Genomic DNA, 23,226 nt, shown 5'->3' on the forward strand with positions numbered 1-23,226 from the left:
GCGGTGATTCGGCCGCTTTTGGTGACCGAAGGTGACGGGAACGGACATCGTGTCTCGGCCATCGCCCACGGACCGACGTACGATTCGGGTCATGGGGGGTGCTGAGCCTGAGTCGGTGGACGTCGACAGGCTGCCGGGTTGGGTGACGCTGCTGCGTGCGCCCAATCCGGGTCCGATGACACTGGACGGCACCAACACCTGGATTCTGCGGGTGCCGGGAGAGCCGGTCGCCGCCGTGATCGATCCCGGACCGCTTGACGAGGGCCATCTGCGCCGGATCGCCGAGCACGGCCCGGTCGGCCACATCCTGATCACGCACGGTCATCACGATCATGTGGAGGGCGCGGCCCGGCTGGCCGAACTCCTCGGCGGGATTCCGGTCCTCGCCGGTGACGCCCTGGACGCCGGCCGGCCGCTCACCGGGAACGGTTTGGAAATACAGGTCCTGAAGACTCCGGGACACACGAGTGATTCGGTGTGTTTTCTCGTCGAGCATGAGGACGACCGCGTGATGTTCACCGGCGACACCATCCTGGGCCGGGGCACGACAGTGGTGGCCCGTCCCGATGGCGACCTGCGGGACTATCTGGGCAGTCTGGAACTGCTCACGGCGTACCCGGGAGTGCTGATGCTGCCCGGCCACGGACCGGCCCGCGACGACACCGCGGAGCGCGCCCACTTCTATCTCGGGCATCGCCGGGAACGGCTGGCCCAGGTCGAGGCCGCGATGGCGGCCGGTGCGGACACCCCGGCCGCGGTCGTCGACCTGGTCTATCCGGACATCGATCCGGGCGTGCGGTTCGCGGCCGAGTGGTCGGCCGCCGCCCAACTCGACTACCTGCGCGCCCGTGATCGGGAATCAGCGACCGGTCCCGGCCGGTTGGACCGGCCGTGACCTGCCCTGTGTGCGGGACCGTCGCGGTTCCCGGCGCCCGCTTCTGCCACCACTGCGGTGCGGCCCTCCCGGCTGCGGCGTCGCTGCCCGCCGCGGAGCGCCGGATCGTCACCGTGCTCTTCGGCGACCTCTCCGACTTCACCTCCTGGTCGGAGGACCTCGACCCGGAACGGGTCGGTGCGGTCACCGACCGGGTCCTGGCCGCCCTGGCCGGCGCGGTGAAGACCTTCGGCGGGCACGTCGACAAGCTCACCGGCGACGGGATCATGGCGGTCTTCGGCGCCCCGGTGGCCCACGAGGACGACGCCGAACGGGCCGTCCGCGCGGCGCTGAGCATGCAGCGTGCGGTCCGCCGGGTGCTCGACGACGAGCGCGGCGGCGGCGCCCCGCTGGGCCTGCGCGTCGGCCTCAACACCGGCGAGGTGGTCGCCGGCATGCAGGCCGGCATCGAATACACGGTCATCGGCGACACGGTGAACACCGCCGCCCGGCTGGCCGACGCCTCCGCGGTCGGCGCGGTCTACGCCGGCGAGCGGACCAGCGCCGGCACCCGGCACGTGGCGTCCTGGCGGCAGCTGCGGCCGCTGCGGCTCAAGGGCAAGCGCGAGCCGGTGCCCACCTACGAGCTGCTCGGCCTGCACGACGCCCCCGGCACCCGGTCCGGTCTGGGCGACGAGGCGCCGTTCGTGGGCCGCGAGACCGAGCTGGGCCGGGTCTCCGGCCGGCTCGCCGAGGTGATCGACTCGGGCAATCCCCGGGTGATGGTGATGACCGCCGAGGCCGGCATCGGCAAGTCCCGGTTCGCCGGCGAGGTCAAGCGCCTGGCCGCCGGGTTCGAACCCGGCACCGGGCCGTATGCCGGGCACGGCGCCCGCGTCCTGCGGGTGCGCTGCCGCGCCTTCGGCGAACGGCGCCGGTACGCACCCCTGGCCGACCTGGTCCGCAAGGCGGCCGGCCTGCCCAAGGACCTGACCGCCACGGTCGGCCGACCGGTCGTCGAGGAACGCCTGCGCAAACTGGCCGGCCGGCTCGGCGCCCAGATCGACCTGGACCGGCTGCTCGCCCTGCTCGGCTACGGCGACGCCCCGGCCAACCCGGTCGGCCCGGCCGCCCCCGCCGACTGGCCGCCGAGCGCCAAACGGGTCGACGCGGAGGCCATCTCGATCGCCGTCGCCGACCTGCTCAACGCGCTCGCCGTCGAGGCGCCGATGCTGCTGATCGTGGACGACCTGCACGACGCCACGGCCACCACCGTCGACGCGCTCGGCAGCACCCTGTCCCGGCTCGAGGGCGCGGTCATGGTGCTGCTGCTCGGCCGCCCCGAGCTGGTGCGCACCGCGGGCGCGCTGACCCGGGTCGCCGACGCCGAGGTGCACACCCTGCCGCCGCTGCGGGGGGCCGACGCGTCCCGGCTGCTCACGTCGTATCTCAACGGCGGGAAACTGCCGCAGCAGGACGTCGACCGGCTGCTCGCCACCGCCCAGGGCAACCCGTTCTACCTGGTCGAGATGGTCACCCTGCTGATGGAGCGGGGCGCGCTGACCCCGGCGGTCGGCGCCGACGCGGCCGGCCGCTGGCAGCTCGCCGCCGGATCACTCGGCAGCCAGTTGCTCTCCCGTGACCTCGCCGCCGTCCTGGCGGCCCGCATCGACGCGCTCCCGGCGGAACCCCGGTCGGTGCTGCGCGACGCCTCGGTGGCCGGCACGACGGTGCCCAGCGGGGTGCTGGAGGCGCTGCACGAGCGGCGGGCCAGCAACGAGGGCGTCACCGAGCCGCTCGAACGGGCGGTCGACGAACTGCTGCAACGGCGCATGCTGCACCGGGCCCGGGGCGGGTTCCAGTTCAGCACGCCGCTGATGCGCGAGGCGGCGTATGCGAACCTCGGCAAGGCGGACCTGGCGGAGCGGCACGCGTACCTCGCCTCCTGGGCCGCGCCGGAGACGGTCCGGAACGGTCATGACGGCGCGGTCCGGCTCAACCTGACCGACAACGAGCGGGACGCGTTCATCGCCACCCACGCCGAGTGCGCGGTGGAACTGGCCGATGCGGTGCGGCTGCGCCCGGACGCGACGGCCCGTGAGGTCGCGCCGCTGGCCGTGGCGGCACTGGGCCGGATGGCGCGCCGGGCGCTGGCCAACATCGAACCGGCCGCCGCCATCGAGTACGCGGAACGCGCCACCACCCTGGCCCGCGACGGCCTTCCGCTGCCCGATCAGCTGGTGCACGCCCGTGCGCTGCTGCGCCTGGGCCGGGCCGAGGAGGCGCTGGCGTACGGCGAGAAGATCACCGTGAGCGCCCAGGACGACCCGGTGTGCCGCGCCGAGTCGATGATCGTGGTCGGCCGGGCCTACGAGGCTCTCGGCGACCAGGGACGCGCGGTCAGCGCCTGGCAGGAGGCGCTCGAGGTGGCCACCGAGGCGCAGCTGCTGCCGGAGCGGGCCAACGCGATGCGCCGCCTCGGCATGGCCGACTTCCTGGCCGGCAAACTCAGCCAGGCGAGCAGCCGGTTCGCCGCGGCGTACCAGGTGACGCTGGCCGCCGGGGACCGGCACGGGCAGGCCTGGGCGCTGCAGAACCTGGCCTGGGTGACCACCACCCGGGGTGACTTCGCCGGCACCGACGCGGTGCTGGGCCGGGCCGCCCGTCTCTTCGCCGAGCTGGGTGATCCGGTCGGCCGGGCCTGGCTGCGCGGCACCACGGCGTTCGCCCGGCTGCTGGCCGGCCGTCTGCAGGAGGCCCGCCGGCTGGCCCGGATCTTCCTGCCGTTCGGGGACCGGGTCGGTGAGGGCTGGGCGGTCGGCACCCTGCGGGTGGTCGAGGCGTACGCCGCCGCCGAGCTGGGCGATCTGGGTGCGGCGGACGGGCAGGCGCGCCGGGCGTACCGGGAGTTCAACGAGGTCGCCGACGACTGGGGGCGTGGTCTCGCCCTGGTGGTCCGGGGTGCGATCGCCCGCGGTCTCGGTGAGTTGGATCACGCTTTCGACCTACTCACCGATGCTCTCGAGTACGCCGATCGCACCGGCCACCCGCTGTTGCTCGGGATGGCCGGCACGCTCCGCGGGTTCGTGGCGATGCAGCTCGGCGACCTGGAGACCGCGGAGGCCGACGCACGGCGGGTGATGACCGCGGTCGAGCCGCACAATCCGCTGGCTCCGGCGCAGGTCGGGCCGCGGGTGCTGCTGGCCGAGGCGCGGACCCGGGCCGGCGATGCGGCGACCGCGATCGGCCTGCTGGCACCGATCGCGAGTGACACGTCGACGCCGTCGCTGCTCTTCTCGCGGCGGCACGCTCTTGCGGTGTACGCGTCCGCGTTGCTCGCCGAGGGGCGGGTGGAGTCGGCGCTGACCTGGATCGAACGTGCTGGTGAGGCCTCCGCGGAGGACGTCCGCAGCAGTGTGGTCGCGGCGATGGTCCGGGCCCGGGTGCTGGCCGCGGCGGACCGGTGCGACGAGGCGCGGGCGGCGGCGGAGGAGGCGGTCCGGCTCGCCCACTCGACGGAGCAGTCGAGTGAGCGTGCGGCGGCCGAGGAACTGCAGGACACCCTGCTCCTGGCCGGGTTCGGGCCGACTCCGGAGGAAACTGTCGCCTACGCGTCTGACGTGCCAGGATGATCGTGAATCCGGCTGGCGTATTTTCTTTGATGTGACGGAGACTCCGCCTGGCGCCTTGCCGGTACCTTACGTGCCAGGCATGTCCGGTTTGTCGGTTATGGCGCGTGGTGGTTACGCCACCGTCTATCGAGCCACCCAGGACTCCGTCGGGCGAGAAGTCGCCATCAAGGTGGAGAACCGGACCCTGGACAGCCCCCGGGACCAGGCCCGCTTCCTGCGTGAGGCGCGCGCCGCCGGGCGCATGTCGTCCCACCCGCACGTCGTCGACCTCTTCGACGTCGGCGTCACGGTCGACCAGCACCCCTACCTGATCATGGAGCTGTGCGACGGGTCCTACCTCGACCGCATGCGCGTCTCCCCGCTCGGCCCGGTCGAGGCCCGCGACGTCGGCATCAAGATCGCCGACGCGCTGGTGCACTCGCACGCCAACGGGGTGCTGCACCGCGACGTCAAACCGGCGAACATCCTCTACTCCGAGTTCAATTCCGCGGTGCTCGCCGACTTCGGTCTCGCGGTGCTCGGCGAGATGCGCGACTCCTCGGTCACCCTCGAGGTCCTCACCCCGGCGTACGCCCCGCCCGAGACGTTTCGCCACGACGCGCCGTCCGGGGCCGCCGACATCTATGCGCTGTGCGCCAGCCTCTACGCGGTCATGCACGGCCGACCACCCCGGTGGGCGACCGACCGCAGCCCCAGCCTGATCACCCTGATGGACCTCTTCAACCACCCGATCCCGGACCTGCCCGGTGTCCCGGAGGGCCTGACCGCGATCCTGCGCTACGGCATGGACAACGACCCGAACGGCCGCCCGTCCGCCGAGGAACTCCGCGACCTGCTCAACAACCTCCAGCTCGACCCGGAGACGCCACAGCAGCCCGCGGTCTACCGCTCGACGACCCCGTCGACGTTCGTGCCGCCGCGGCCCCGCCCGATCGTGCCGAGCACCCCGACCCGCGAGGACGACACCCCGACGGTGCACAACCCGACGAGCCGGAAGGGCTTCTTCAGCCGCTGGTTCAGCTGAACCGGGGCACATGAGCCGGCGGCCGGGGACGGCCGGAAGTGGGCAGAGGCGGCCCGCCGCGGGCCAGGGTGCCGTGGATGACGCGTACCCGAGAGGCAGAGTGACCCACCACTACCGGAACCGGCCGGCGGTGGGCTACTCGGGTTCCAGGACGGCCAGCAGCTCGCCGGTGTCCACCTCGGTGCCGGGATGGACCGGCAGGGACGCCACCACGCCGGCGGACGGCGCGTGCACCGGATGCTCCAGCTTCATCGCCTCCAGGGTGAGCAGCAGCTCCCCGGCCCGGACCCGCTGGCCGGGCACGACCAGGACCCGGCGGACGGCACCCGGCAGCGGCGCGATCAGGGAGCTCTCGGAGGCCTCCGGTGCGGGCAGCGGGAAGCGGGAGATCTCCCGGAGGGCGACCGACCCCTCCGGGCTGTCCACGTAGGAGACGTCACCCACCCGGTGTACGAGAACGGTCAGACGGATGCCCTGCACGTTGAGCACCACCCGCTCGCCGCTCGCCTGGACGACCACGATCGGCGGGTGTTCGTCGACCGGCGCCTGACCGAGACCGGCCAGGTCGAGTTCCTCCGGGTCGACGGCCCGGACCCACCATCCGGCGAGTCCGCCGTGGCGGTTCATCCGGTAACCGACCTCGACCGGCCCGGTCGGGCCGTCGTAGACGGCGGTCTGCGAGCCGGAGGGGACGTTGCGCCAGCCGGACGGGAGCGAGGCCAGGACCGGCGCCGAGGCGCGGCGTGCGGCGGCACCGGCCAGGGCGGCGGCCAGGCAGGAGAGGCGGACCGCGTCGACCGACGAGAGCAGCGGCGCGAACACCTCGGGATGCTGATCGAGGAAACCGGTGTCCACGTCGCCCGCCCGGAACGAGTGGTGCCGCAGCACCCGGACCAGCAGGTCCCGGTTCGAGACCACGCCGTGCAGCTGGGCCCGGGCCAGCGCGGACGCCAGCATCCGGGCGGCCTCCTGGCGGCTGGGCGCCCAGGCGATCAGCTTGGCCAGCATCGGGTCGTGGTGCATGCCGACGACCGAGCCGTCGGTCACCCCGGCGTCCAGCCGCAGACCGGGCTGGGGTAGCGGGCGGAACGATCCGGCCACGTCCGGCACGGCGAACCGGTGCAGGGTCCCGGCGGCCGGCAGCCAGGCGTAGGCCGGGTCCTCGGCACAGACCCGCACCTCGATGGCGTGCCCGCGGATCGGCGGCGGACCGGGCATCGGCAGGCTGCCGCCCTCGGCCACCAGCAGCTGCAGCCGAACCAGGTCGTATCCGGACACGCACTCGGTGACCGCGTGGTCGGCCTGCAGCGTCGGGGTGAGCTCGAGGAACCAGAAGCCGCCGTTCGCGTCGAGGAGGAACTCGACCGCGCCGGCGCCGACGTAGCCGAGGGCGCGGACCGCGACGATCGCCGCCCGGCACAGCTCCTCGCGCAGCCCCGGGTCGACGGCCGGTGACGGGGTCTCCTCGACGATCTTCTGGTAGCGGCGCTGCACCGAGCACTCCCGCTCGCCGAACGGCACCACCGCGCCCTGGACGTCGGCCAGGACCGGGACCTCGATGTGCCGGACATTGCTCACGTAGGGCTCGCAGAAGACCTCGCCGCCGATCTCGCGGCGTGTCGAGGCGATGGCCTCGACCAGAGCGGCGGCGTCCCGCACCACCCGCATCCCGGCCCCACCGGTGCCGCTCGACGGTTTGATCAGGACCGGAAACCCAGGCACCTCCTCCGGGCTGGTGAAGGTCGGCAGCACCGGCACGTCGGCCTCGGCGACCAGCTTCTTCGCCTCGGTCTTGCAGGTGAGCGTGCGCAGCGTGGCGGCCGGCGGACCGACCCAGATCAGTCCGGCCTCGACCACCGCGGCGGCGAAGTCCGGGTCCTCGGCGAGCATGCCGGTGCCCGGGTGCAGCGCGTTGGCCCCGGAGCGCTGAGCGGCCCCGATCAGGGCCGCGGTCTGCAGGTACGTCGCCGCCGGCGTGTTCCCGGGCAGGTGGACCGCGTAGTCGGCCTCGGTGACGTGCGGAGCGTGGGAATCGACGTCGGAGTAGACGGCTACCGTCTCGATGCCGACCAGCCGGCAGGTGGCGAACACCCGGCGGGCGACTTCTCCCCGGTCGGCCACCAGAAGTCGTCGGATCACTGCTCTCCCTTTCAGGGTCGGAACACGCCGACGTGCCCGGCGCCCTCCACGGCCGCGCTGTGCACCGCGGAGAGACAGAGGCCGAGGACAGTTCGGGTGTCGCGGGGGTCGATGACGCCGTCGTCAGCCGGGGTGTGGCCCGGGGCGGGCCAGCTGAAGGTGAAGCGGGGCTCGTCGGTACGGTCCACCCGGTTCTCCGCGTTCCCGACGGTGAGGACCAGGTGCGGCACGGCGGACTTGGCGACCGCGTGCACCAGTGGCGCGGTGGTACGCGCGTCCGCCTCCTCGTCCCGTGGTGCGCCGGCATGCTGCAGGAAGAGCACCGGGGTGGCGGTCGCGTTGGCGAGATGCAGGAAATGCACCGCCTTCTGGGCGTCGGACGCCGACCCCGAGGGTCCGGGGGTGGCCAGCACGCCGAGCGGATAGCCGTGCAGTTCACCCCAGCCGGCCACCAGCGCGCCGCCCTGACCGGGTTTGAACTCGTCGAAGTCGCTGTCGTCGAGGATCCGGGCGAGCACCTCCCGGGGCTCGAATGCGGCCGGGTCGACGGCGGCCAGGGTGAGCAGGCCCTCGACGTCGAAGCGGGGCGGCACCGGGCGCTGGTCGCGCGGCGGCGGCCCCTGCTTGCGCCAGTTGAGCCGGCGGACGCACTGCCGCGCCAGCCGCAGGCCGTCGCGTTCGTCCTCGGCGAGCTGGTCGGCCGGACCGGAGAGCCCGGCCGGGACCACCGGGGTGCCGCGGACCTCGACGCCCGGGTGCCCGTTGGCGGCCCCGCGGATCGGCTGCGGGTGGATGGTGAGCACCTTGGCGTGCCCGCGCACCATGATCGTGTAGTCGGAGAGGGCCGGCAGGTAGGCCGCGTCCCCGGTGGTGATGCCGAAGACCACGCAGATCGTCGGCACCCGGTCGGCGGTGAGCCGGCTCAGCTCCCCGGCGATCCCGGCGCTGATCGCGGCGCCCTCGGACTCGACCAGGTCGACCAGCGGCAGCCGGTTGACGGTGGCGATCCGCGCCGCCCGCCGGATCTTGCGAGCCGTGTAGGGGTTGACCGCCCCGCCGTCGACCGTCGGATCGTTCGCGATCACCACGCACTCGACGCCCTCGATCACGCCGATGCCGGTGACCACGCTGGCGCCGACCGGGAACTCCGAGCCGCGGGCCGCGACCGGCGACAGCTCGAGGAACGGGCTGTCCTGGTCGAGCAGCATCTCGATACGCTCTCGGGGTAACAGTTTCCCCCGGGCGTGATGCCGGGTCACCCACTTCTCGCCGCCGCCGGCCCGTGCCTCGTCGAGCACCGCCTCCAGCTCGGAGAGCCGTTGCAGGGTGGTGCTGCGCCCCTCCAGATACGCGGGATCGCGCGGGTCCAGCGCGGTGTCGAGCACGGTCATGGCCGAACCGCCTCTGCCGTGCCCGCTACGCCCCTGCCTGCGTTCAAAGCCGCGCCCTTCCCTGTCACGCCGGTGCCTCTCGGCCACCTCCGTAACGAGCGGCTGTGCGGGTGCGACACGGACCCGTCTACCGGGTGCGGTCGCACAGAAGAGTGGATCAAGCACATTTAAGGGGCTGTCCGAATGGACAGCCCCTATGCGCGCGGTGGCGGAGGTCAGACGCGGGCGCGCCGCGCCAGCCGCTCCGGATCCAGGATGATGACGCTCTTGCCGTCGAGGCGCAGCCAGGCCCGCGAGGCGAAGTCGGCGAGTGCCTTGTTCACCGTCTCGCGGGAGGCCCCGACGAGCTGGGCGAGCTCCTCCTGGGTCAGGTCGTGGGTGACCCGCAGGACACCGCCGTCCCGGGTGCCGAACCGGCCGGCCATCTGCAGCAGGTTCTTCGCCACCCGGCCGGGCACGTCCGTGAAGATCAGGTCAGCGAGCGCGTCGTTGGTCCGGCGCAGCCTGCGGGCGAGCACCCGCAGCAGCTGCTCGGCGATCTCCGGCCGGTTGTTCAGCCAGGGCCGCAACGACGACTTCTTCAACCGGGCCAGCCGGGTGTCGGTCACCGCGGTGGCGGTGGCCGTCCGCGGGCCGGGGTCGAAGAGCGACAGCTCGCCGAGCATGTCCGACGGGCCCATGATGGAGACGAGGTTCTGCCGTCCATCAGCCGCCCGGCGCCCGAGCTTGATCTTGCCGGAGAGCACGATGTACAGGCTGTCCCCGGCCTCGCCCTCGTTGAAGACCACGTCGCCCTTGCGGACTTCGATCGTGTCCATCTCCTTGGCGAGTGCCTCCGCAGCTTCCGGGTCTACTCCCTGGAAGATTCCGCTGCGAGCCAGTACCTCATCCATCGCCGCACCTCCGAAACGCGCAACGTCTGCGCTCGATCAGTCTAGGCGCACGCGGGCGGGAAACGGGCGGCCACCCCTTGATCCAGATACCGGACGGTAACCAGATTTGCCGTGACCGCTGGTGACAATTCAGCGGTACGGGCATATCAGGACAGGCCTTTCGTCGGTCGATCCCGCTTGCTCGCCGACGGTATCGTCCCGGTCGATGAATTCGCACCCCCCTTCCCATCGCCGGAGCAATTTCAAGCGGCCCATCCTTTCCATCACGATTGTCCTTTCTGTGCTGGTCGGTGCCGGTTTGGCGGGAATGGTCCTGCTGAAGCGGAACACCAAGACCGACGCGCAATGGGCGGCACCGGAGAAAACGGCCGCGACGGCCAGTGGAAAACCGATCGCCGAATCCGCGGCTGTCGAGTCGATCACGCTGTCGGCGACCGGCGACATCATCATGGGCAGTGCGCCGAACCGGCTTCCGGCCGATGACGGCGACGGATTCTTCGACTCCGTTCGCGACTCCCTCGCCGCCGACCTGGTGATGGGCAACCTCGAGCAGCCGATCACCGAGGACACCGGCACCTCCAAGTGCGGCACGCCGGCCCGGGCCAACTGCTTCGCCTTCCGGGCGCCACCGGCCTACGCGGCGCACCTCAAGGACGCCGGTTTCCAGCTGCTCAACACGGCGAACAACCACTCCAAGGACTTCGGCCCGAAGGGTTACGCCAACACCATCGAGGCGCTCGAGGGCCAGGGTCTCGAACACACCGGGGCCGAGGACGAGATCACCGTCGTGGACGTCAAGGGGATCAAGGTCGCGGTGATCGGCTTCTCCCCGTACGCGGGAGCGAACAACGTCAACGATCTTCCCGCTGCGGCGGCCGTCGTGAAACGTGCCGCAGGTGAGGCGGATCTGGTCGTCGTCCAGGTGCACATGGGCGCCGAAGGGGCGGACCGGACCCACGTGAAACCGGGGAGCGAACTCTTCTTCGGGGAGAACCGGGGCGACCCGATCGAGTTCAGCCACACGGTCGTCGACGCCGGTGCCGACCTGGTCGTCGGCCACGGGCCGCACGTGCTCCGGGGCATGGAGTTCTACCAGGGGAAACTCATCGCGTACAGCCTGGGGAACTTCGCCGGCGGCGGCCGGACGCTGTCCCGCAACGGCGACCTGAAGTACGCCGGGGTGCTGCAGGTCTCGCTGACCCGCGAGGGCGCGTTCGCCGGGGGTTCGTTCGCGTCCACCTATCTGAACGACGCCGGAGTGCCCACTCGCGACAAGAAGGAGCAGGGCCGCAAGATGGTCGCCCGGCTCTCGGCCGACGACTTCGGTGACACCGCTGCGACGATCGGTGACGACGGGGTCATCAAGCGCTCCGCGTGACCGATGATGTCGACCGGTCGTCGTACTCTTTACCGGTGACCCGACCCCGTACAGCGTCTCCGCGTGGAAAGACCGAGACACTGATCGGACGCAAACGCCGGGCCCGCCGGATGGCGCGGGTGCTCGCCGAGACCCATCCGGACGCGCACTGCGAGCTCGACTTCACCACTCCGCTCGAGCTGGCCGTCGCCACGGTCCTGTCCGCGCAGACCACCGACGTGCGGGTCAATCAGGTCACCCCCGAGCTGTTCCGCCGATACCGGTCGGCCGCCGACTACGCCGCGGCCGACCGCTCCGAGATGGAGACGCTGCTCCGGCCGACCGGCTTCTTCCGGGCCAAGACCGACTCACTGATCAAGCTGGGTCAGGCGCTGCTGGACCGGCACGACGGTCAACTGCCGCGACGACTCGAGGAACTGGTCGCGCTGCCCGGGATCGGGCGCAAGACGGCCAACGTGATCCTGGGCAACGCCTTCGACGTTCCGGGCATCACCGTCGACACCCACTTCCGGCGGCTGACCAACCGGTTCGGCTGGGTCGACGAGAAAGACCCGGTGAAGATCGAGTTCCTGGTCGCCGAGCTGATCGAGAAACGCGACTGGACGATGCTGTCGCACCGGGTGATCTTCCACGGCCGGCGGGTCTGTCACGCGCTGAAACCGGCCTGCGGGGCCTGCACGCTCGCGTCGGCCTGCCCGTCGTACGGGACCGGCCCGACCGAGGCGGCCGCGGCGGCGAAACTGTTGAAGGGTCCGCGGGCCCGGGACCTGGCGGTGGCCGCCGGGGTGGATCCCGAGTTGGTGCCGGTGGCGGCGGTCCTGGCCCCGGAGGAAGCGTGAGGAGGCTCGCCGCCGTCGTCGTGAGCACCATGGTGCTGGCCGGGTGCACGGCCACGGCCGAGGAGCCGGAGACACCGTCACCGTTCGCGGCATGTCCGGCGGCGGTCTCCGAGAAATCGGATCTACCGGATCTGTCCCTCCCGTGCTTCACCGGCGGTCAAGAGATCGACCTGAGCGGCCTGCCCGCCCCCGCCGTGATCAACCTGTGGGCCTCCTGGTGCGGGCCCTGCCGTGAGGAACTCCCGGTCATCCAGGGCCTGGCCGACCGGACCGCGGGGGAGTTGACGGTCGTCGGCGTCGACGTGGGGGATCGCCGCGACGCTGCCGCATCGTTTGCAACCGATTTCAACGTAAATTTCCCGACCTTCTATGACTCGGGGCAGAAACTCCTCGCCGCCCTCGGGCAGTCCACTCTCCCGGTGACCGTCTTCGTGTCACCCGAGGGCAAGACCCACGTCCACCGCGGCACCGCCCTCGACGTGCCCACGCTGATCGGCCTCGTCCAGGAGCACACCGGCGTGACGGTGCGCCAATGACCCGCGGCCACGTCCTGCCCCGGCCGGACGGCCTGCCGGACCTCTTCGAACCGCTGCTCACCCGGGTCGGCCAGTGCCGGACCGAGGACTTCACCAGCCTGCGCCGCCCGAACGGCACCGGCGGCCGGGCCAGCGCCGTGCTCGTGCTGATCGGTGAGAGCGAGCCGGCCGCGGACACCCCCGGTGGCCCCGACCTGCTGGTCCTGCAGCGTGCCGCGACGATGCGCAACCACGCCGGACAGCCGGCCTTCCCGGGCGGCGCCACCGACCCGGACGACACCGACGCCACCGACACCGCGCTGCGCGAGGCGGAGGAGGAGGTCGGCCTCGACCGGTCCAGCGCCGAGGTGCTCGCCCTGCTGCCGGAGTTGTGGATCCCGGTCAGCGGCTTCGTCGTCCGGCCCGTGCTGGCCTGGTGGCGGGCGCCGCACCCGGTGCATCCGCGGCAGGCCACCGAGGTCGCCCACGTCGCCCGTCTGCCGGTCAGTGAACTGGCCGACCCCGCGAACCGTATCCGGGTGCGACACCCCAGCGGCTGGATCGGTCCCGCCTTCCAGGTGCGGGGACTGCTCGTCTGGGGCTTCACCGCGGGGGTGATCGCGACGCTGCTCGACATGGCCGGATGGTCGCGTCCGTGGGAGCCCGCCCGCATCGTCGAACTGCCCGACGCCGCGGCACCCGTGCCGGCGGCCCGTGGCGGAGCACCCGACGAGGTGGTGCCGTGACGTGCTTCTGACTTCTACGCTAAGTGAGTGCCCGTGGTCGATGTCTTCCTGATCGTGCTGATGCTGCTCTTCGCGATCAGCGGATACCGCCAGGGTTTCGTCATCGGGGCCCTCTCGCTCGGCGGTTTCTTCAGCGGCGTGCTGATCGGCCTGCAACTGGGACCGCTGCTCGCCCAGCAGTTCGCCGAGGGTTCGATCCGCCTGGTGGTGGCCCTCGCGGTCATCCTGGTGCTGGCGATCCTCGGGCAGACCCTGGCCGGCTGGCTCGGCACCAACCTGCGCCGCAGCATCTTCAGCCGGCCGCTGCAGCACATGGACGACGCCGGCGGGGCGCTCGTCTCGGTGGTCGCCGTGATGCTCGCCGCCTGGCTGGTCGCGGTGCCGCTGGGATCCAGCCCGTTCCTCTGGCTCAACCGGGAGGTCCGCAGCAGCGCGATCCTCGGCGGGATCAACGAGCTGATGCCGGCCCAGGCGCAGGCGCTCTCCTCCGAGCTGCGCGACACCCTGGACACCAACGGGTTCCCGGACGTGTTCGGCGGCCTGGCCCGCACCGAGGCCAAGGAGGTGCCCGAGCCGGACCCGGCGTTGAAGAACTCCAAGGTGGTGCAGGAGTCGAAGAAGTCGGTGCTGAAGATCCTGGGCGCCGCCCCGAGCTGCTCACGCCGGATCGAGGGCACCGGTTTCGTGTACGCCTCCGAACGCGTGATGACCAACGCGCACGTCGTCGCCGGCACCCGTGAGGTGGTCGTCGAGACCTCCAACGGCCAGCTGGAGGCGACCGTGGTGGTGTACGACCCGAAGCGTGACCTGGCCGTCCTCTACGTCCCCGGACTGCGCGCCCCGGTGATGCCGTTCGTGGCGAAGGAGGCGGTGTCCGGGGCCAACGCGATCGTGCTGGGCTATCCGCAGGACGGCCCGTACAACGCGCAGTCCGCCCGGGTCCGCGACGTCAGCGAGATCACCGGGCCGGACATCTACGAGTCGGGTGACGTGACCCGGGAGATCTACACGATCAAGTCGCTGGTCCGCAGCGGCAACTCGGGCGGTCCGCTGATCGATCCGGGTGGCGACGTGCTGGGTGTCATCTTCGCGGCGGCGGCGGACGACAAGAACGTCGGGTTCGCACTGACCGCGGACGAGGCGGCGCCGGTGGCCGCGGCCGGCAAGCAGAACACCAAGGGTGTGCGCACCGGCGAGTGCGCCTGACCGGGACCGGCCGAGTGATTCAGCCGGTCGCCGCGGCGAAACGGCGGATCGTCACCGCGGCGGCGACCGCCGACACGACGAACAGCAGGATCGCGATCCACCGGCTGTGATGCCCGCCGGTGGACGCCGCGGACAACGCCGGCGCGGCCTGCCCGCCACTGATCGCCTGCTCCCGCACCGGTGAGCCCGGGACGCCGCTCTGCTCCGGCGCCGACTGGGCCTGTCCGGAGGCCGGCGCGCTGCCGAACTTGGCGACGCCCACCGGCGGGGTGTTGTCCAGCGGGTTGTTCAGCACGGCCGGCACGTCGGCGGTGAGCGCCGCGACCGGATCGACCATGCCGAACCCGAAGTCGGCGTCCCGGCCGGGGGCGCCCTTGTCATCGGCGGTCCGGATCAGCCGGTTGATCACCTCGCCGGCCGGCATGTCCGGCCACCGGGACCGGATCAGCGCCGCGGTGGCGGTGACCATCGGGGCGGCGAAACTGGTGCCCTGCACCCGCCAGTACCCACCGGGGCGGGCGCCGACGAGCTGGGTGGCCGGCGCCGAGATGACGGTCTCCTGCCCGGTGATCGAACCGGACCAGAGGGTCTCGCCGTCGCGTTCCATCCCGGAGACGGCGACCACGCCGGGTTCCCGGGCCGGGTACCACACCCCGGCGTTGGACTCGGTCGACGAGGCGCTGGCGTTGCCGGTGCAGGCGACCACCACGACGTCCTTGGCGAACGCGTAGTCGATGGCGGCGGCCAGGGTGGGGCTGGACCCGCTGCCACCGAGCGACAGGTTGACCACCCGCGCGCCGTGGTCGACCGCCCAGCGCAGGCCGCGCGCCACGATCAGCGCGTCGTCGTAGCGGTTCTCCTCGTCGAGCACCCGGACCGGCAGGATCCTGGCCTTGGGCGCGATGCCGACCACACCCGAGTCGTCGTCGCCCCGCCCGGCGATGATGGCCGAGACCGTGGTGCCGTGGCCGACCGGGTCGGTGACGGTCGCGGCGTCCTCGTCGACCAGGTCGACGCCGGTCAGGACCTGGCCCTCCAGGTCGGGATGGTGGGCGTCCACACCGGAGTCGATGACGGCGACGGTCACGCCGGTGCCGTCGGCGTAGAGCCAGGCGTCCTCGAGGTCGAGGGTCCGCAGTTGCCACTGGTCGCCGCGGACCGAACTGTCATTGGTGAAGCCGGGCTCGGCGGTGGCGGGGGCGGCCGCGGGAACGAGGGCGACCAGGCCGGCCAGGGTCGCGGCGGTCAGCCGCCGGGCGGAGGTCAGCAACCGGCACCGTCGCGGGGTGCGCGACATCGCGGCCGCGGGGACCGGATGGTTTCGTCAGCACAGCACACGGTCAGGTCGCCATTCTCGGACGTCGGGCGTCAGTCGATCGTCAGTCGATGGAGGGAGGGTACTCCCCAGAGATGGCGTGCTGCTGCGTGTGATTGTGGCTAATCGCACTCAGCGTCTGTTGATTTTTCGGATTCCGGTACGGGCGGCGGGCAGGCGAGTTGGATCAGCCGCGTTCCCTCACGGCGGGTGACCAGGCGGCCACGTCCTGGTGGGAGGGTGCCGGGCCGGACTGTGCCGAGCAGCGCACCCTCCTCGGGTGAGCCGGACATCACCAGGCCCGGTGTGGAGAGTTCGCGCAGCCGCTGGACGACCGGGTCGTACAGGGCACGGGCGGCGCCACCGGCCCGATGGGTGAGCACCAGGTGCAGGCCGACGTCGCGGGCGTGCGGCAGATGCTCGAGCAGCGGGATCAGCGGGTTCACCGGGCCGGCCGCCACCAGGTCGTAGTCGTCGACGAGCACGAACAACTCGGGCCCGGTCCACCAGGAACGGTCCCGCAACTGCCGCGCGGTCAGGTCCGGTCCGGGACGGCGGCGCTGCATGTACCCGGCCACCGACACCATCAGTTCCTCGGCGGCGGAGGCCTGTGCGGCGTACCCGATGCGATGTTCGGTCTCCGGAAGATCGATCAGGGAACGCCGGTAGTCGATCACGATCAGCCGGGCCCGCTCGGGCGGGAAACGGCGGGTCACGGTGGCCGCCAGGGTGCGCAGGAAGGAGGACTTGCCGCACTCGGCGTCACCGAAGAGCAGGAAATGCGGGTCGGCGGCGAAATCGATCGTCACCGGCCGGAGGTCGGTCTCCGCGAGACCCAGCGGAAGGCGCAGGCCGTCGGGCCGGTCCGGGTCGATGTCGGGGTACGCGACCACCGCCGGCAACAACCGCACCCGCGGGGCCACCGGGCCGGCCCAGGCCTTCGCGACCGCCCCGACCAGACCATCGGTCCCCGCCTCCGACGTCACCTCGGGCAGCGCCGTGAGAAGGTGCAGCCCCTTGTCCCGGTCGACCGGATGCTCCACCACCCCGCGGCCCGGCCGCTGTTCCGGCACGCTCTGCGCGGCCCGCCGGCCGACCACCGAGTCCGCCGGGTCACCGAGACGCAGCTCCAGACGGGAGCCGAACAGGTCCCGCACGGCCGGCCGGAAGTCCGTCCAGCGGGCGGCCGTGGCCACCAGGTGCAGCCCGTACGCGAGCCCGCGGGTGGCCAGGTCGACGACCGCCGTCTCGCACTCGTCGAAGTCGTTGCGCAGCGTCGACCACCCGTCCACCACCAGGAACACGTCGGCCCGCGGCTGCCCGCCCCCGGCTTCGCGCCCGGTGATCAGGGTGGTCATCTCGCCGATCGTCCGGCGTACGCCCTCCGCCTCCAGCCGCCCGAACACCCCGCCCACGTGCGGCAGGTCGCGCAGCGCCGCGAGTCCGCCACCGCCGAAGTCGAGGCAGTAGACGTGCGCCTCGGCCGGGGTGTGGGTGAGCGCCAGCCCGCAGATCAGCGTCCGGATCGCGGTGGACTTGCCGCTGCGCGGGCCGCCGACCACGGCGATGTGCCCACCGGCCCCGCCGAGACGCAGCCACAGCGGATCCCGCCGCTGGTCACGGGGTTTGTCGACGAGGGCGGCCGGCACCCGCAGAGCGCCGTGCAGCGACGCGTCCACGGTGGTCAGTCCGCGCCCGGGTGCCGGCGCGACCGGCCCGAGCAGGTCGTCCAGTGTGGGCGGACGGTCCAGCGGTGGCAGCCAGATCCGGTGGGCCGGCGGTCCCTGTCCGGCCAGCCGGGCGATCAGCACGTCGGCCAGGGTCTCGTCGGTCTCCTCGGTGAGCGGCCGGGCCGGCAGTGCCAGGACCGGAACCTGCCGGGTCGTCCAGTGCAGCACCGTCCGGCTGTCGGCGGTGGCCGGTTCCGGGGTGCGGCGCAGCGGGGCGGAGACGTACGCGGCCCGGAACCGGGTGGGCTCCTCGGTGCCGGACTTCAGGTAGCCGTGGCCGGGGGAGCGGGGCAGCTCGTACGCGTCCGGCACCCCGAGCACCACCCGCGACTCCAGGGCGGAGAACGTCCGCAGCCCGATCCGGTACGACAGGTGCGTGTCCAGTCCGCGCAGCCGCCCGTCCTCCAGCCGTTGACTGGCCAGCAGCAGGTGTACGCCGAGCGACCGCCCGAGCCGCCCGATCTGCAGGAACAGCTCGATGAACTCGGGTTTGCGCTGCAGCAGTTCGGAGAATTCGTCGCAGACGATCAGCAGGGACGGCAGCGGTGGCAGTTCCGTCCCGGCGGCCCGGGCCCGTTCGTAGTCCCGCAGCCCCGCATGGTTCCCGGTCCGCCGCAGCAGTTCCTGCCGCCGGGTCAGTTCGCCCTCGATCGCGTCGGCCATCCGGTCGACCAGGGGCAGCGCGTCCTCGAGGTTGGTGATCAGTGCGGCGGTGTGCGGCAGCCGGTCCATCCCGGCGAAGGTGGGCCCGCCCTTGAAGTCGACCAGCACCAGGTTGAGCGTCGCCGGGGAGTGTGTGGTGGCGAGCGCCAGCACGAGGGTGCGCAGCAGTTCCGACTTGCCCGAGCCGGTGGCGCCGACGATCAGGCCGTGCGGTCCCATCCCGTCCTCGGCGGATTCCTTCAGGTCCAGCTCGACGGGTGTCCCGTCGACGGTGGCGCCGATCGGCACCCGCAGCCGGTCCCGTTCCGGGCGCGACGCCGGGTCGGTGGTCCCGAGCAGCTCGATCAGGCCGGTGTCGGTGGTCGCGGGCCGGCCGCCCGCATCGGCCGAGCCGACCGGGCGCCGTGGTGCGAGCCTGCGAGCGACGGCTTCGGCCTGCGCCACCGACAGGGCGTCCGCCCGCCCGTCCTCGGTCACCGTCCCGGCCGTCGCGGTGGTCAGCGCGCCGTCCGTACCCACGGTGAGCAGCAGCGTCCCGGGTTCCGGCGTCCGGGGCGGGGCCGTTCGCAGGTCCAGCACGGTCACCCCGTCCGGACCGTCGGTGGCCGGTTCCGCCGGCATGCCGTCCCGGACGATCACCACGTGCGGCAGTGCGGTGCCGGTCCCGTCGGCCCGGAACCGGGACCGGCCGGTGAGCACCTCGCCGAGCAGCGTCCCGAGTTCCGGATCGCTGTCGGCGACCAGCCGGAGCGGCCCGAGGGCGTCGGTCCGGGACGGGTGCAGCGCGTGCGGCAGCCACTTCACCCACTCCCACCGGTCCCGGTCGTCGGGCGCCGCGCAGACGGCGACGACCAGTTCGTCCGGCGCGTGGAACACGGCCAGCTGGAGCAGCACCGCCCGGACCAGGTCGGCCGCTCCCGGGCCGTGGAGCAGCACCCGGGTGAACGCCCGCAACGACACCGCCACCGGCAGGTCCGGCACCACCGCGGAGGCGTCCAGCAGCCGCCGCAGCGCGCTCGTGGTGACCGGTTCCCGTTCCGCGGCCGGCCGGTCCGGCGGGGCGATCAGCAAAGTGGCGAGCATCTGCGGACCGGTTCCGATCCGGATCACCGCGAAGTCCGGATCGGAGGGGCGGCGTTCCCAGAGACGGTGGCTCGCCACGGTGGACCAGAGCTGCTCCGGGTCCGGGTGGCGGTATCGCAGCCCGGCCCGCTGCCGCCGTGCGGTCTCCCGGATCCGGCGGCGAAGTCCGGCGAGATAGCGCAGGTATCCGCGCCGGGCGGCGGCGGCCTCGGCCCGGCGCGGGCCACCACCGGCGCTGAACGAGGTGGCGAGCACGGCGATCGACGAGATCCCGAACAGGCCACCGATCAGATAGGACCACGGTCCGGCGCGGCCCTGGCCCATCATCATCGCCATCGCCACGGTGCCACCCAGCATCGGCAGCGCCATCAGCCACTGCTGCAGTCCCGCCGGATGCCGGGCGAGGGCCGGCGGTGGATCGACGACGATCTCCCCGGCCGGCATCGTCGGCGCGGGCCGTCGCGCGGACCGTTTCACGGGCACCGTTCCCACGGGATCCATGCTAGATAGAAGGCAGTCGATTCCCTAGGCGTGCGGGGAGGAATGTCCTGGTGAATGCCGGTCTGGCCCGTGTCACCGTCCGGGCCGCGCAGCACCGCGCCGACGTCGCGCTGCCCGACCATGCGCCCCTGGCCGAACTCCTGCCGGACCTGCTCCACGAACTCGGCGCGGACCTCGCCGACGAGGGCGAGAAACACGGCGGGTGGGTGCTCCGGCGCGCCGACGGGGTCGCGCTCGCCACCGGTCACCCTTTACAGGCTCAGGGGGTACGCGACGGCGACGTGCTCCACCTCGTCCCCGCGGATGCCGACTGGCCGGAACCCGACCACGACGACCCGGCCGAAGCGGTCGCCGACGGTGCCCGGCGCCTCGGCGGGATCTGGACGCCGTCCGCCACCCGCACGACCACGATCATCGCCGCGGCCCTGCCCCTTGCCCTCGGACTGGGCACGCTGACCACCGCCGGTCCGCGGGAGAGCGCCGGCGCGGTGGGCCTGGGCCTGGCCACGCTTCTCGCGCTGATCGCGACGATCACATCCCGGGTGTACGCGCAGAGCACCGTGGCCGTGGCCCTCGGCGGATCCGCGCTGCCCTACGCGTTCGCCGGAGCCGCCCTGCTGGTCTCCGCGTCCGATCCGCCCGGGGCTCCGGTCGCCTTCCCCTGGCTGGGCGGTGCGGAGTTGCTCGCCGGGGCGGTCGCGACCGTGTTCGCCGCGGCGGCCGCCGGCCTCGGGGTGGGTGCCGGGATCCGGCTCTTCACCGCGGGAGCCACCGCCGGGCTGCTCGGTGTCGTGGGTGCCCTGACCGATCCGGTGACCACGGTGTCCGGCGGTGCGGCCGTCCTGCTCGCCGTCCTGACCTGCGGAATCGTCGCGTCGCCGCGTCTCGCCGTGCAGTCCGCCCGGTTGGGTCCACTCCTGGACCCGTCACCCGGGCCGGACTTCTCCGACTTCCCGGATCTGCCGGACCCTCCGGCTGGCATCGCGGACGAACGTCTTGCGGAGGTCCGTGCGGCCCGTGCCGCCCGCAGCCGGCTCGACCACGCGGCGGTCCTGGCCGCCGTCGCCCGTGCCGACGACCTGCTCGCGGGCATGCTGGCCGGACACGCCCTGGTCGCCGCGGCGGCGTTCACCGTGCTGGCCGCGGCCGCGACCCCGGCCACCCGGGTCATGATCGGTCTCGGCGCGGCCGGGCTGCTGCTCCGCGCCCGGTTGTTCGCCGCCGTCCGGCACCGGGTGCCCCTGCTCGCCGGCGGCCTGGCCGGACTGGCCGCCCTCACCGCCGGCCTGGCCGAGCTGCTCACCGCACTGCCGGTCCTGCCGGCAACCGGCGCGCTGACCACGGTGGCCCTGGGGATCGTCGCGATCGGCGTGACCCGGGCCGGCCGCCCGGCCCCCGCCCACCTGTCCCGGACCGCCGACGTCCTGGACGCGCTCGTCATGATCACGATCATTCCGGCGGCGTGCGCGGTCACCGGTGTCTACACGGCGGTCTCCGGCCTCTGAAACGCCCGGCCCCGTACGCCGTCATGAGTGATATCCGTCACTGGGTGACGTCGTTCGAGTGCGGGGCGCCACCATCAGGCGATGTCCCGGGCGCCGTTTCGTTGCGCCAGGTGTGATCCGGGCCGCCGATCCTGAATCCCGGGACGGCCCGCACCGCAAACGACCGCACCTGCGAGGCGTGGAAGCCCCGCAGGTGCGGTCGTCAGCGGTGCGGTGGGAGCGGTCCGTCAGTGCTCTCCCTCGGCCTCAGCGGCCTCGGCGCGCTTGAAGGAAGCGCGGATCTCAGCCTCGGCCTCGATACGGCCGGTCCAGGTGGCGCCCTCGACGGACTTGCCCGGCTCCAGGTCCTTGTAGACCGTGAAGAAGTGCTGGATCTCCATCCGGTCGAACTCGCCCAGGTGGTGGATGTCGCGCAGGTGCTCCTGACGCGGGTCCTCGAACGGCACGCAGAGGACCTTGTCGTCGCGGCCCTTCTCGTCGGTCATCCGGTACATGCCGATGGCGCGGGCCCGGACCAGGCAACCCGGGAACGTCGGCTCCTGGATGAGCACCAGCGCGTCCAGCGGGTCGCCGTCCTGGCCGAGGGTGCCCTCGATGTAGCCGTAGTCCGCGGGATACTGTGTCGCTGTGAAGAGGGTCCGGTCCAGCCGGATGCGACCGGTCTTGTGGTCCACCTCGTACTTGTTGCGCTGCCCCTTGGGGATCTCAACCAGAACGTCGAAATCCATATTTCGCTCCCCTTTTGCTTGCCCGCTTGAATAGTCCGGTCCGTCGGCGGGGGGAACGGGCATGGAGCAGGCCCGCAGGATCCGCGCGCGACGGTGTGCCGGATGTCGCTAGTCTCCCCTAAGTCTGACGCCACGGGCGAGGAGGGGCGTATGACGAGGGAAGATTCACACGACAACTCGGACCGACCGGGCGTGTCGAGTTCGCAAACCGGGCCCGAAGAGAGTATTCGGCCGTCCGGCCAGTCCGGTCTGCCGTCATCCATCCCCGGCGTCCCAGGCCACACCACCCCCGCACCCGGCGCCGCCCCAGGCTCCGCACCGGGGCAGGCTTCAGGCTCCGCGTCGACGCAGAGCTCCACTCCGGCGCCGCCCCCCGGCTTCACGCCTACGCAGAGCCCCGCACCCACGCAGAGCCCCGCACCCACGCAGAGCCCCGCACCCGCGCAAAGCCCCGCACCCGCGCAGACCCCCGGCTTCACGCCGGCGCAAGCCCCAGGTGTCGCGACCGGCAGCGCCGACGCCCCCGAGGCACCGTCTCCGGTTCCGGGTCCGGCCACGAGTCCCGCTCCGGCGGCACCCGCGAACCCACCTCCGGCTCTGGGTGCCGCGCAGGCTCCGAGCGCCGCGCAGGCTCCGAATGTCGTGCAGGCTCCGGGCCCGGCCCCTGCTGCGGCCCCGAGTCCCGCCCCTGTGGTGAGTTCCGCTGCGGCCTCGAGTCCCGCTCCTACCGTGAGTCCCGCGCCGACCGTGAGTCCCGCTGCGGCCTCACCCGTAGCCCCGACTCCAACGCCAGCCCCTGCTTCACCTGCGTTCCCACCGGGAGCGCCTACCCCGGCCCCCACGTCGGCTCCAGCCGCGACTCCGACCTCCGGATCGGCGCAGCCCCCCGTCACTTCTCCGCCGCCGGCTCGGTCGTCAGCTCCGTCCCCCGCACAGACGTCAGCCGGGTCGCAGGCCGGTCGGTCTCAGCCGCCGGTGACTCAACCGATCCAGGTCACACCCAGGACCACCGAGTCCACGACCCGACCCATCTCCGTCCCATCCGCGCCCGCGCAGCCCGTGCC

Annotated in this window: 15 protein-coding genes; 9 read left to right on the plus strand and 6 right to left on the minus strand. The window is 72.5% G+C overall.

The features are described 5' to 3' along the window. Window positions 1-91: 91 nt before the first annotated feature. The 3 genes from QSK32_RS27575 to QSK32_RS27585 are packed head-to-tail and all read left to right on the plus strand — an operon-like array spanning window position 92 to window position 5,530. Complete coding sequence (locus QSK32_RS27575) at window positions 92-895, plus strand: MBL fold metallo-hydrolase (protein ID WP_045744099.1); 804 nt, start codon at window positions 92-94, stop codon at window positions 893-895. Continuing rightward, complete coding sequence (locus QSK32_RS27580; RefSeq protein ID WP_045744098.1) at window positions 892-4,506, plus strand: adenylate/guanylate cyclase domain-containing protein; 3,615 nt, start codon at window positions 892-894, stop codon at window positions 4,504-4,506. The genes QSK32_RS27575 and QSK32_RS27580 overlap by 4 nt, the downstream gene beginning before the upstream one ends. A gap of 31 nt (window positions 4,507-4,537) precedes the next feature. Continuing rightward, complete coding sequence (locus tag QSK32_RS27585; RefSeq protein ID WP_045744097.1) at window positions 4,538-5,530, plus strand: protein kinase domain-containing protein; 993 nt, start codon at window positions 4,538-4,540, stop codon at window positions 5,528-5,530. A 135-nt stretch (window positions 5,531-5,665) separates the two neighbouring features. Here the strand turns inward: QSK32_RS27585 and QSK32_RS27590 are convergent, their stop codons facing one another. The 3 genes from QSK32_RS27590 to QSK32_RS27600 form a co-directional block, all read right to left on the minus strand. Next, a complete protein-coding gene (locus QSK32_RS27590) occupies window positions 5,666-7,669 on the minus strand; it encodes an ATP-binding protein (RefSeq protein WP_045744096.1) in 2,004 nt (667 codons plus the stop codon). 11 nt (window positions 7,670-7,680) lie between these two features. Then, entirely contained in the window at window positions 7,681-9,060 is a 1,380-nt protein-coding gene (locus QSK32_RS27595; RefSeq protein ID WP_045744095.1) for a carboxyl transferase domain-containing protein, read from the minus strand. Window positions 9,061-9,275: 215 nt separating this feature from the next. Next, the gene (locus QSK32_RS27600) at window positions 9,276-9,953 is read right to left on the minus strand and encodes a Crp/Fnr family transcriptional regulator (protein ID WP_045744094.1); all 678 of its coding nucleotides are present in this window, start codon (window positions 9,951-9,953) and stop codon (window positions 9,276-9,278) included. A gap of 205 nt (window positions 9,954-10,158) precedes the next feature. Between QSK32_RS27600 and QSK32_RS27605 the strand changes: the two genes are divergently transcribed. The 5 genes from QSK32_RS27605 (at window position 10,159) to QSK32_RS27625 (ending at window position 14,637) form a co-directional block, all read left to right on the plus strand. Further along, entirely contained in the window at window positions 10,159-11,331 is a 1,173-nt protein-coding gene (locus QSK32_RS27605) for a CapA family protein (protein ID WP_285473551.1), read from the plus strand. Window positions 11,332-11,441: 110 nt separating this feature from the next. After that, entirely contained in the window at window positions 11,442-12,170 is a 729-nt protein-coding gene (nth, locus tag QSK32_RS27610; RefSeq protein ID WP_502872562.1) for an endonuclease III, read from the plus strand. Further along, complete coding sequence (locus QSK32_RS27615; protein WP_052720720.1) at window positions 12,167-12,706, plus strand: TlpA family protein disulfide reductase; 540 nt, start codon at window positions 12,167-12,169, stop codon at window positions 12,704-12,706. The genes nth and QSK32_RS27615 overlap by 4 nt, the downstream gene beginning before the upstream one ends. Continuing rightward, a complete protein-coding gene (locus tag QSK32_RS27620) occupies window positions 12,703-13,431 on the plus strand; it encodes an NUDIX hydrolase (protein ID WP_285473553.1) in 729 nt (242 codons plus the stop codon). The genes QSK32_RS27615 and QSK32_RS27620 overlap by 4 nt, the downstream gene beginning before the upstream one ends. Window positions 13,432-13,458: 27 nt before the next feature. Further along, a complete protein-coding gene (locus tag QSK32_RS27625) occupies window positions 13,459-14,637 on the plus strand; it encodes a MarP family serine protease (protein ID WP_083449207.1) in 1,179 nt (392 codons plus the stop codon). A gap of 19 nt (window positions 14,638-14,656) precedes the next feature. Here the strand turns inward: QSK32_RS27625 and mycP are convergent, their stop codons facing one another. Together mycP and eccCa are read right to left on the minus strand one after the other, a co-directional pair. Further along, the gene (gene mycP / locus QSK32_RS27630) at window positions 14,657-15,934 is read right to left on the minus strand and encodes a type VII secretion-associated serine protease mycosin (RefSeq protein WP_502872560.1); all 1,278 of its coding nucleotides are present in this window, start codon (window positions 15,932-15,934) and stop codon (window positions 14,657-14,659) included. Between the two features lie 140 nt (window positions 15,935-16,074). Next, window positions 16,075-19,920, minus strand: a complete 3,846-nt coding sequence (eccCa, locus tag QSK32_RS27635) for a type VII secretion protein EccCa (protein WP_285473555.1) — start codon at window positions 19,918-19,920, stop codon at window positions 16,075-16,077. Window positions 19,921-19,979: 59 nt separating this feature from the next. On the opposite strand from eccCa, the gene eccD reads away from it, so the two are divergent. Further along, window positions 19,980-21,434, plus strand: a complete 1,455-nt coding sequence (gene eccD, locus QSK32_RS27640) for a type VII secretion integral membrane protein EccD (protein WP_285473556.1) — start codon at window positions 19,980-19,982, stop codon at window positions 21,432-21,434. Between the two features lie 227 nt (window positions 21,435-21,661). Here eccD and QSK32_RS27645 read toward each other — a convergent pair whose 3' ends face one another. Continuing rightward, window positions 21,662-22,162, minus strand: coding sequence for an inorganic diphosphatase (locus QSK32_RS27645; protein ID WP_045744088.1), 501 nt, complete (start codon window positions 22,160-22,162; stop codon window positions 21,662-21,664). Window positions 22,163-23,226 lie beyond the last annotated feature (1,064 nt).

Source organism: Actinoplanes sp. NBRC 101535, assembly GCF_030269225.1.
GTDB classification, from domain to species: domain Bacteria; phylum Actinomycetota; class Actinomycetes; order Mycobacteriales; family Micromonosporaceae; genus Actinoplanes; species Actinoplanes rectilineatus.

Bases quoted from the DNA above. Each gene is read 5' to 3' on its own strand.
- QSK32_RS27575 (WP_045744099.1), top strand. From the start codon at position 92: ATGGGGGGTGCTGAGCCTGAGTCGGTGGACGTCGACAGGCTGCCGGGT.
- QSK32_RS27595 (WP_045744095.1), bottom strand. From the start codon at position 9,060: ATGACCGTGCTCGACACCGCGCTGGACCCGCGCGATCCCGCGTATCTG.
- QSK32_RS27600 (WP_045744094.1), bottom strand. From the start codon at position 9,953: ATGGATGAGGTACTGGCTCGCAGCGGAATCTTCCAGGGAGTAGACCCG.
- QSK32_RS27605 (WP_285473551.1), top strand. From the start codon at position 10,159: ATGAATTCGCACCCCCCTTCCCATCGCCGGAGCAATTTCAAGCGGCCC.
- nth (WP_502872562.1), top strand. From the start codon at position 11,442: ATGGCGCGGGTGCTCGCCGAGACCCATCCGGACGCGCACTGCGAGCTC.
- QSK32_RS27620 (WP_285473553.1), top strand. From the start codon at position 12,703: ATGACCCGCGGCCACGTCCTGCCCCGGCCGGACGGCCTGCCGGACCTC.
- mycP (WP_502872560.1), bottom strand. From the start codon at position 15,934: ATGTCGCGCACCCCGCGACGGTGCCGGTTGCTGACCTCCGCCCGGCGG.
- QSK32_RS27645 (WP_045744088.1), bottom strand. From the start codon at position 22,162: ATGGATTTCGACGTTCTGGTTGAGATCCCCAAGGGGCAGCGCAACAAG.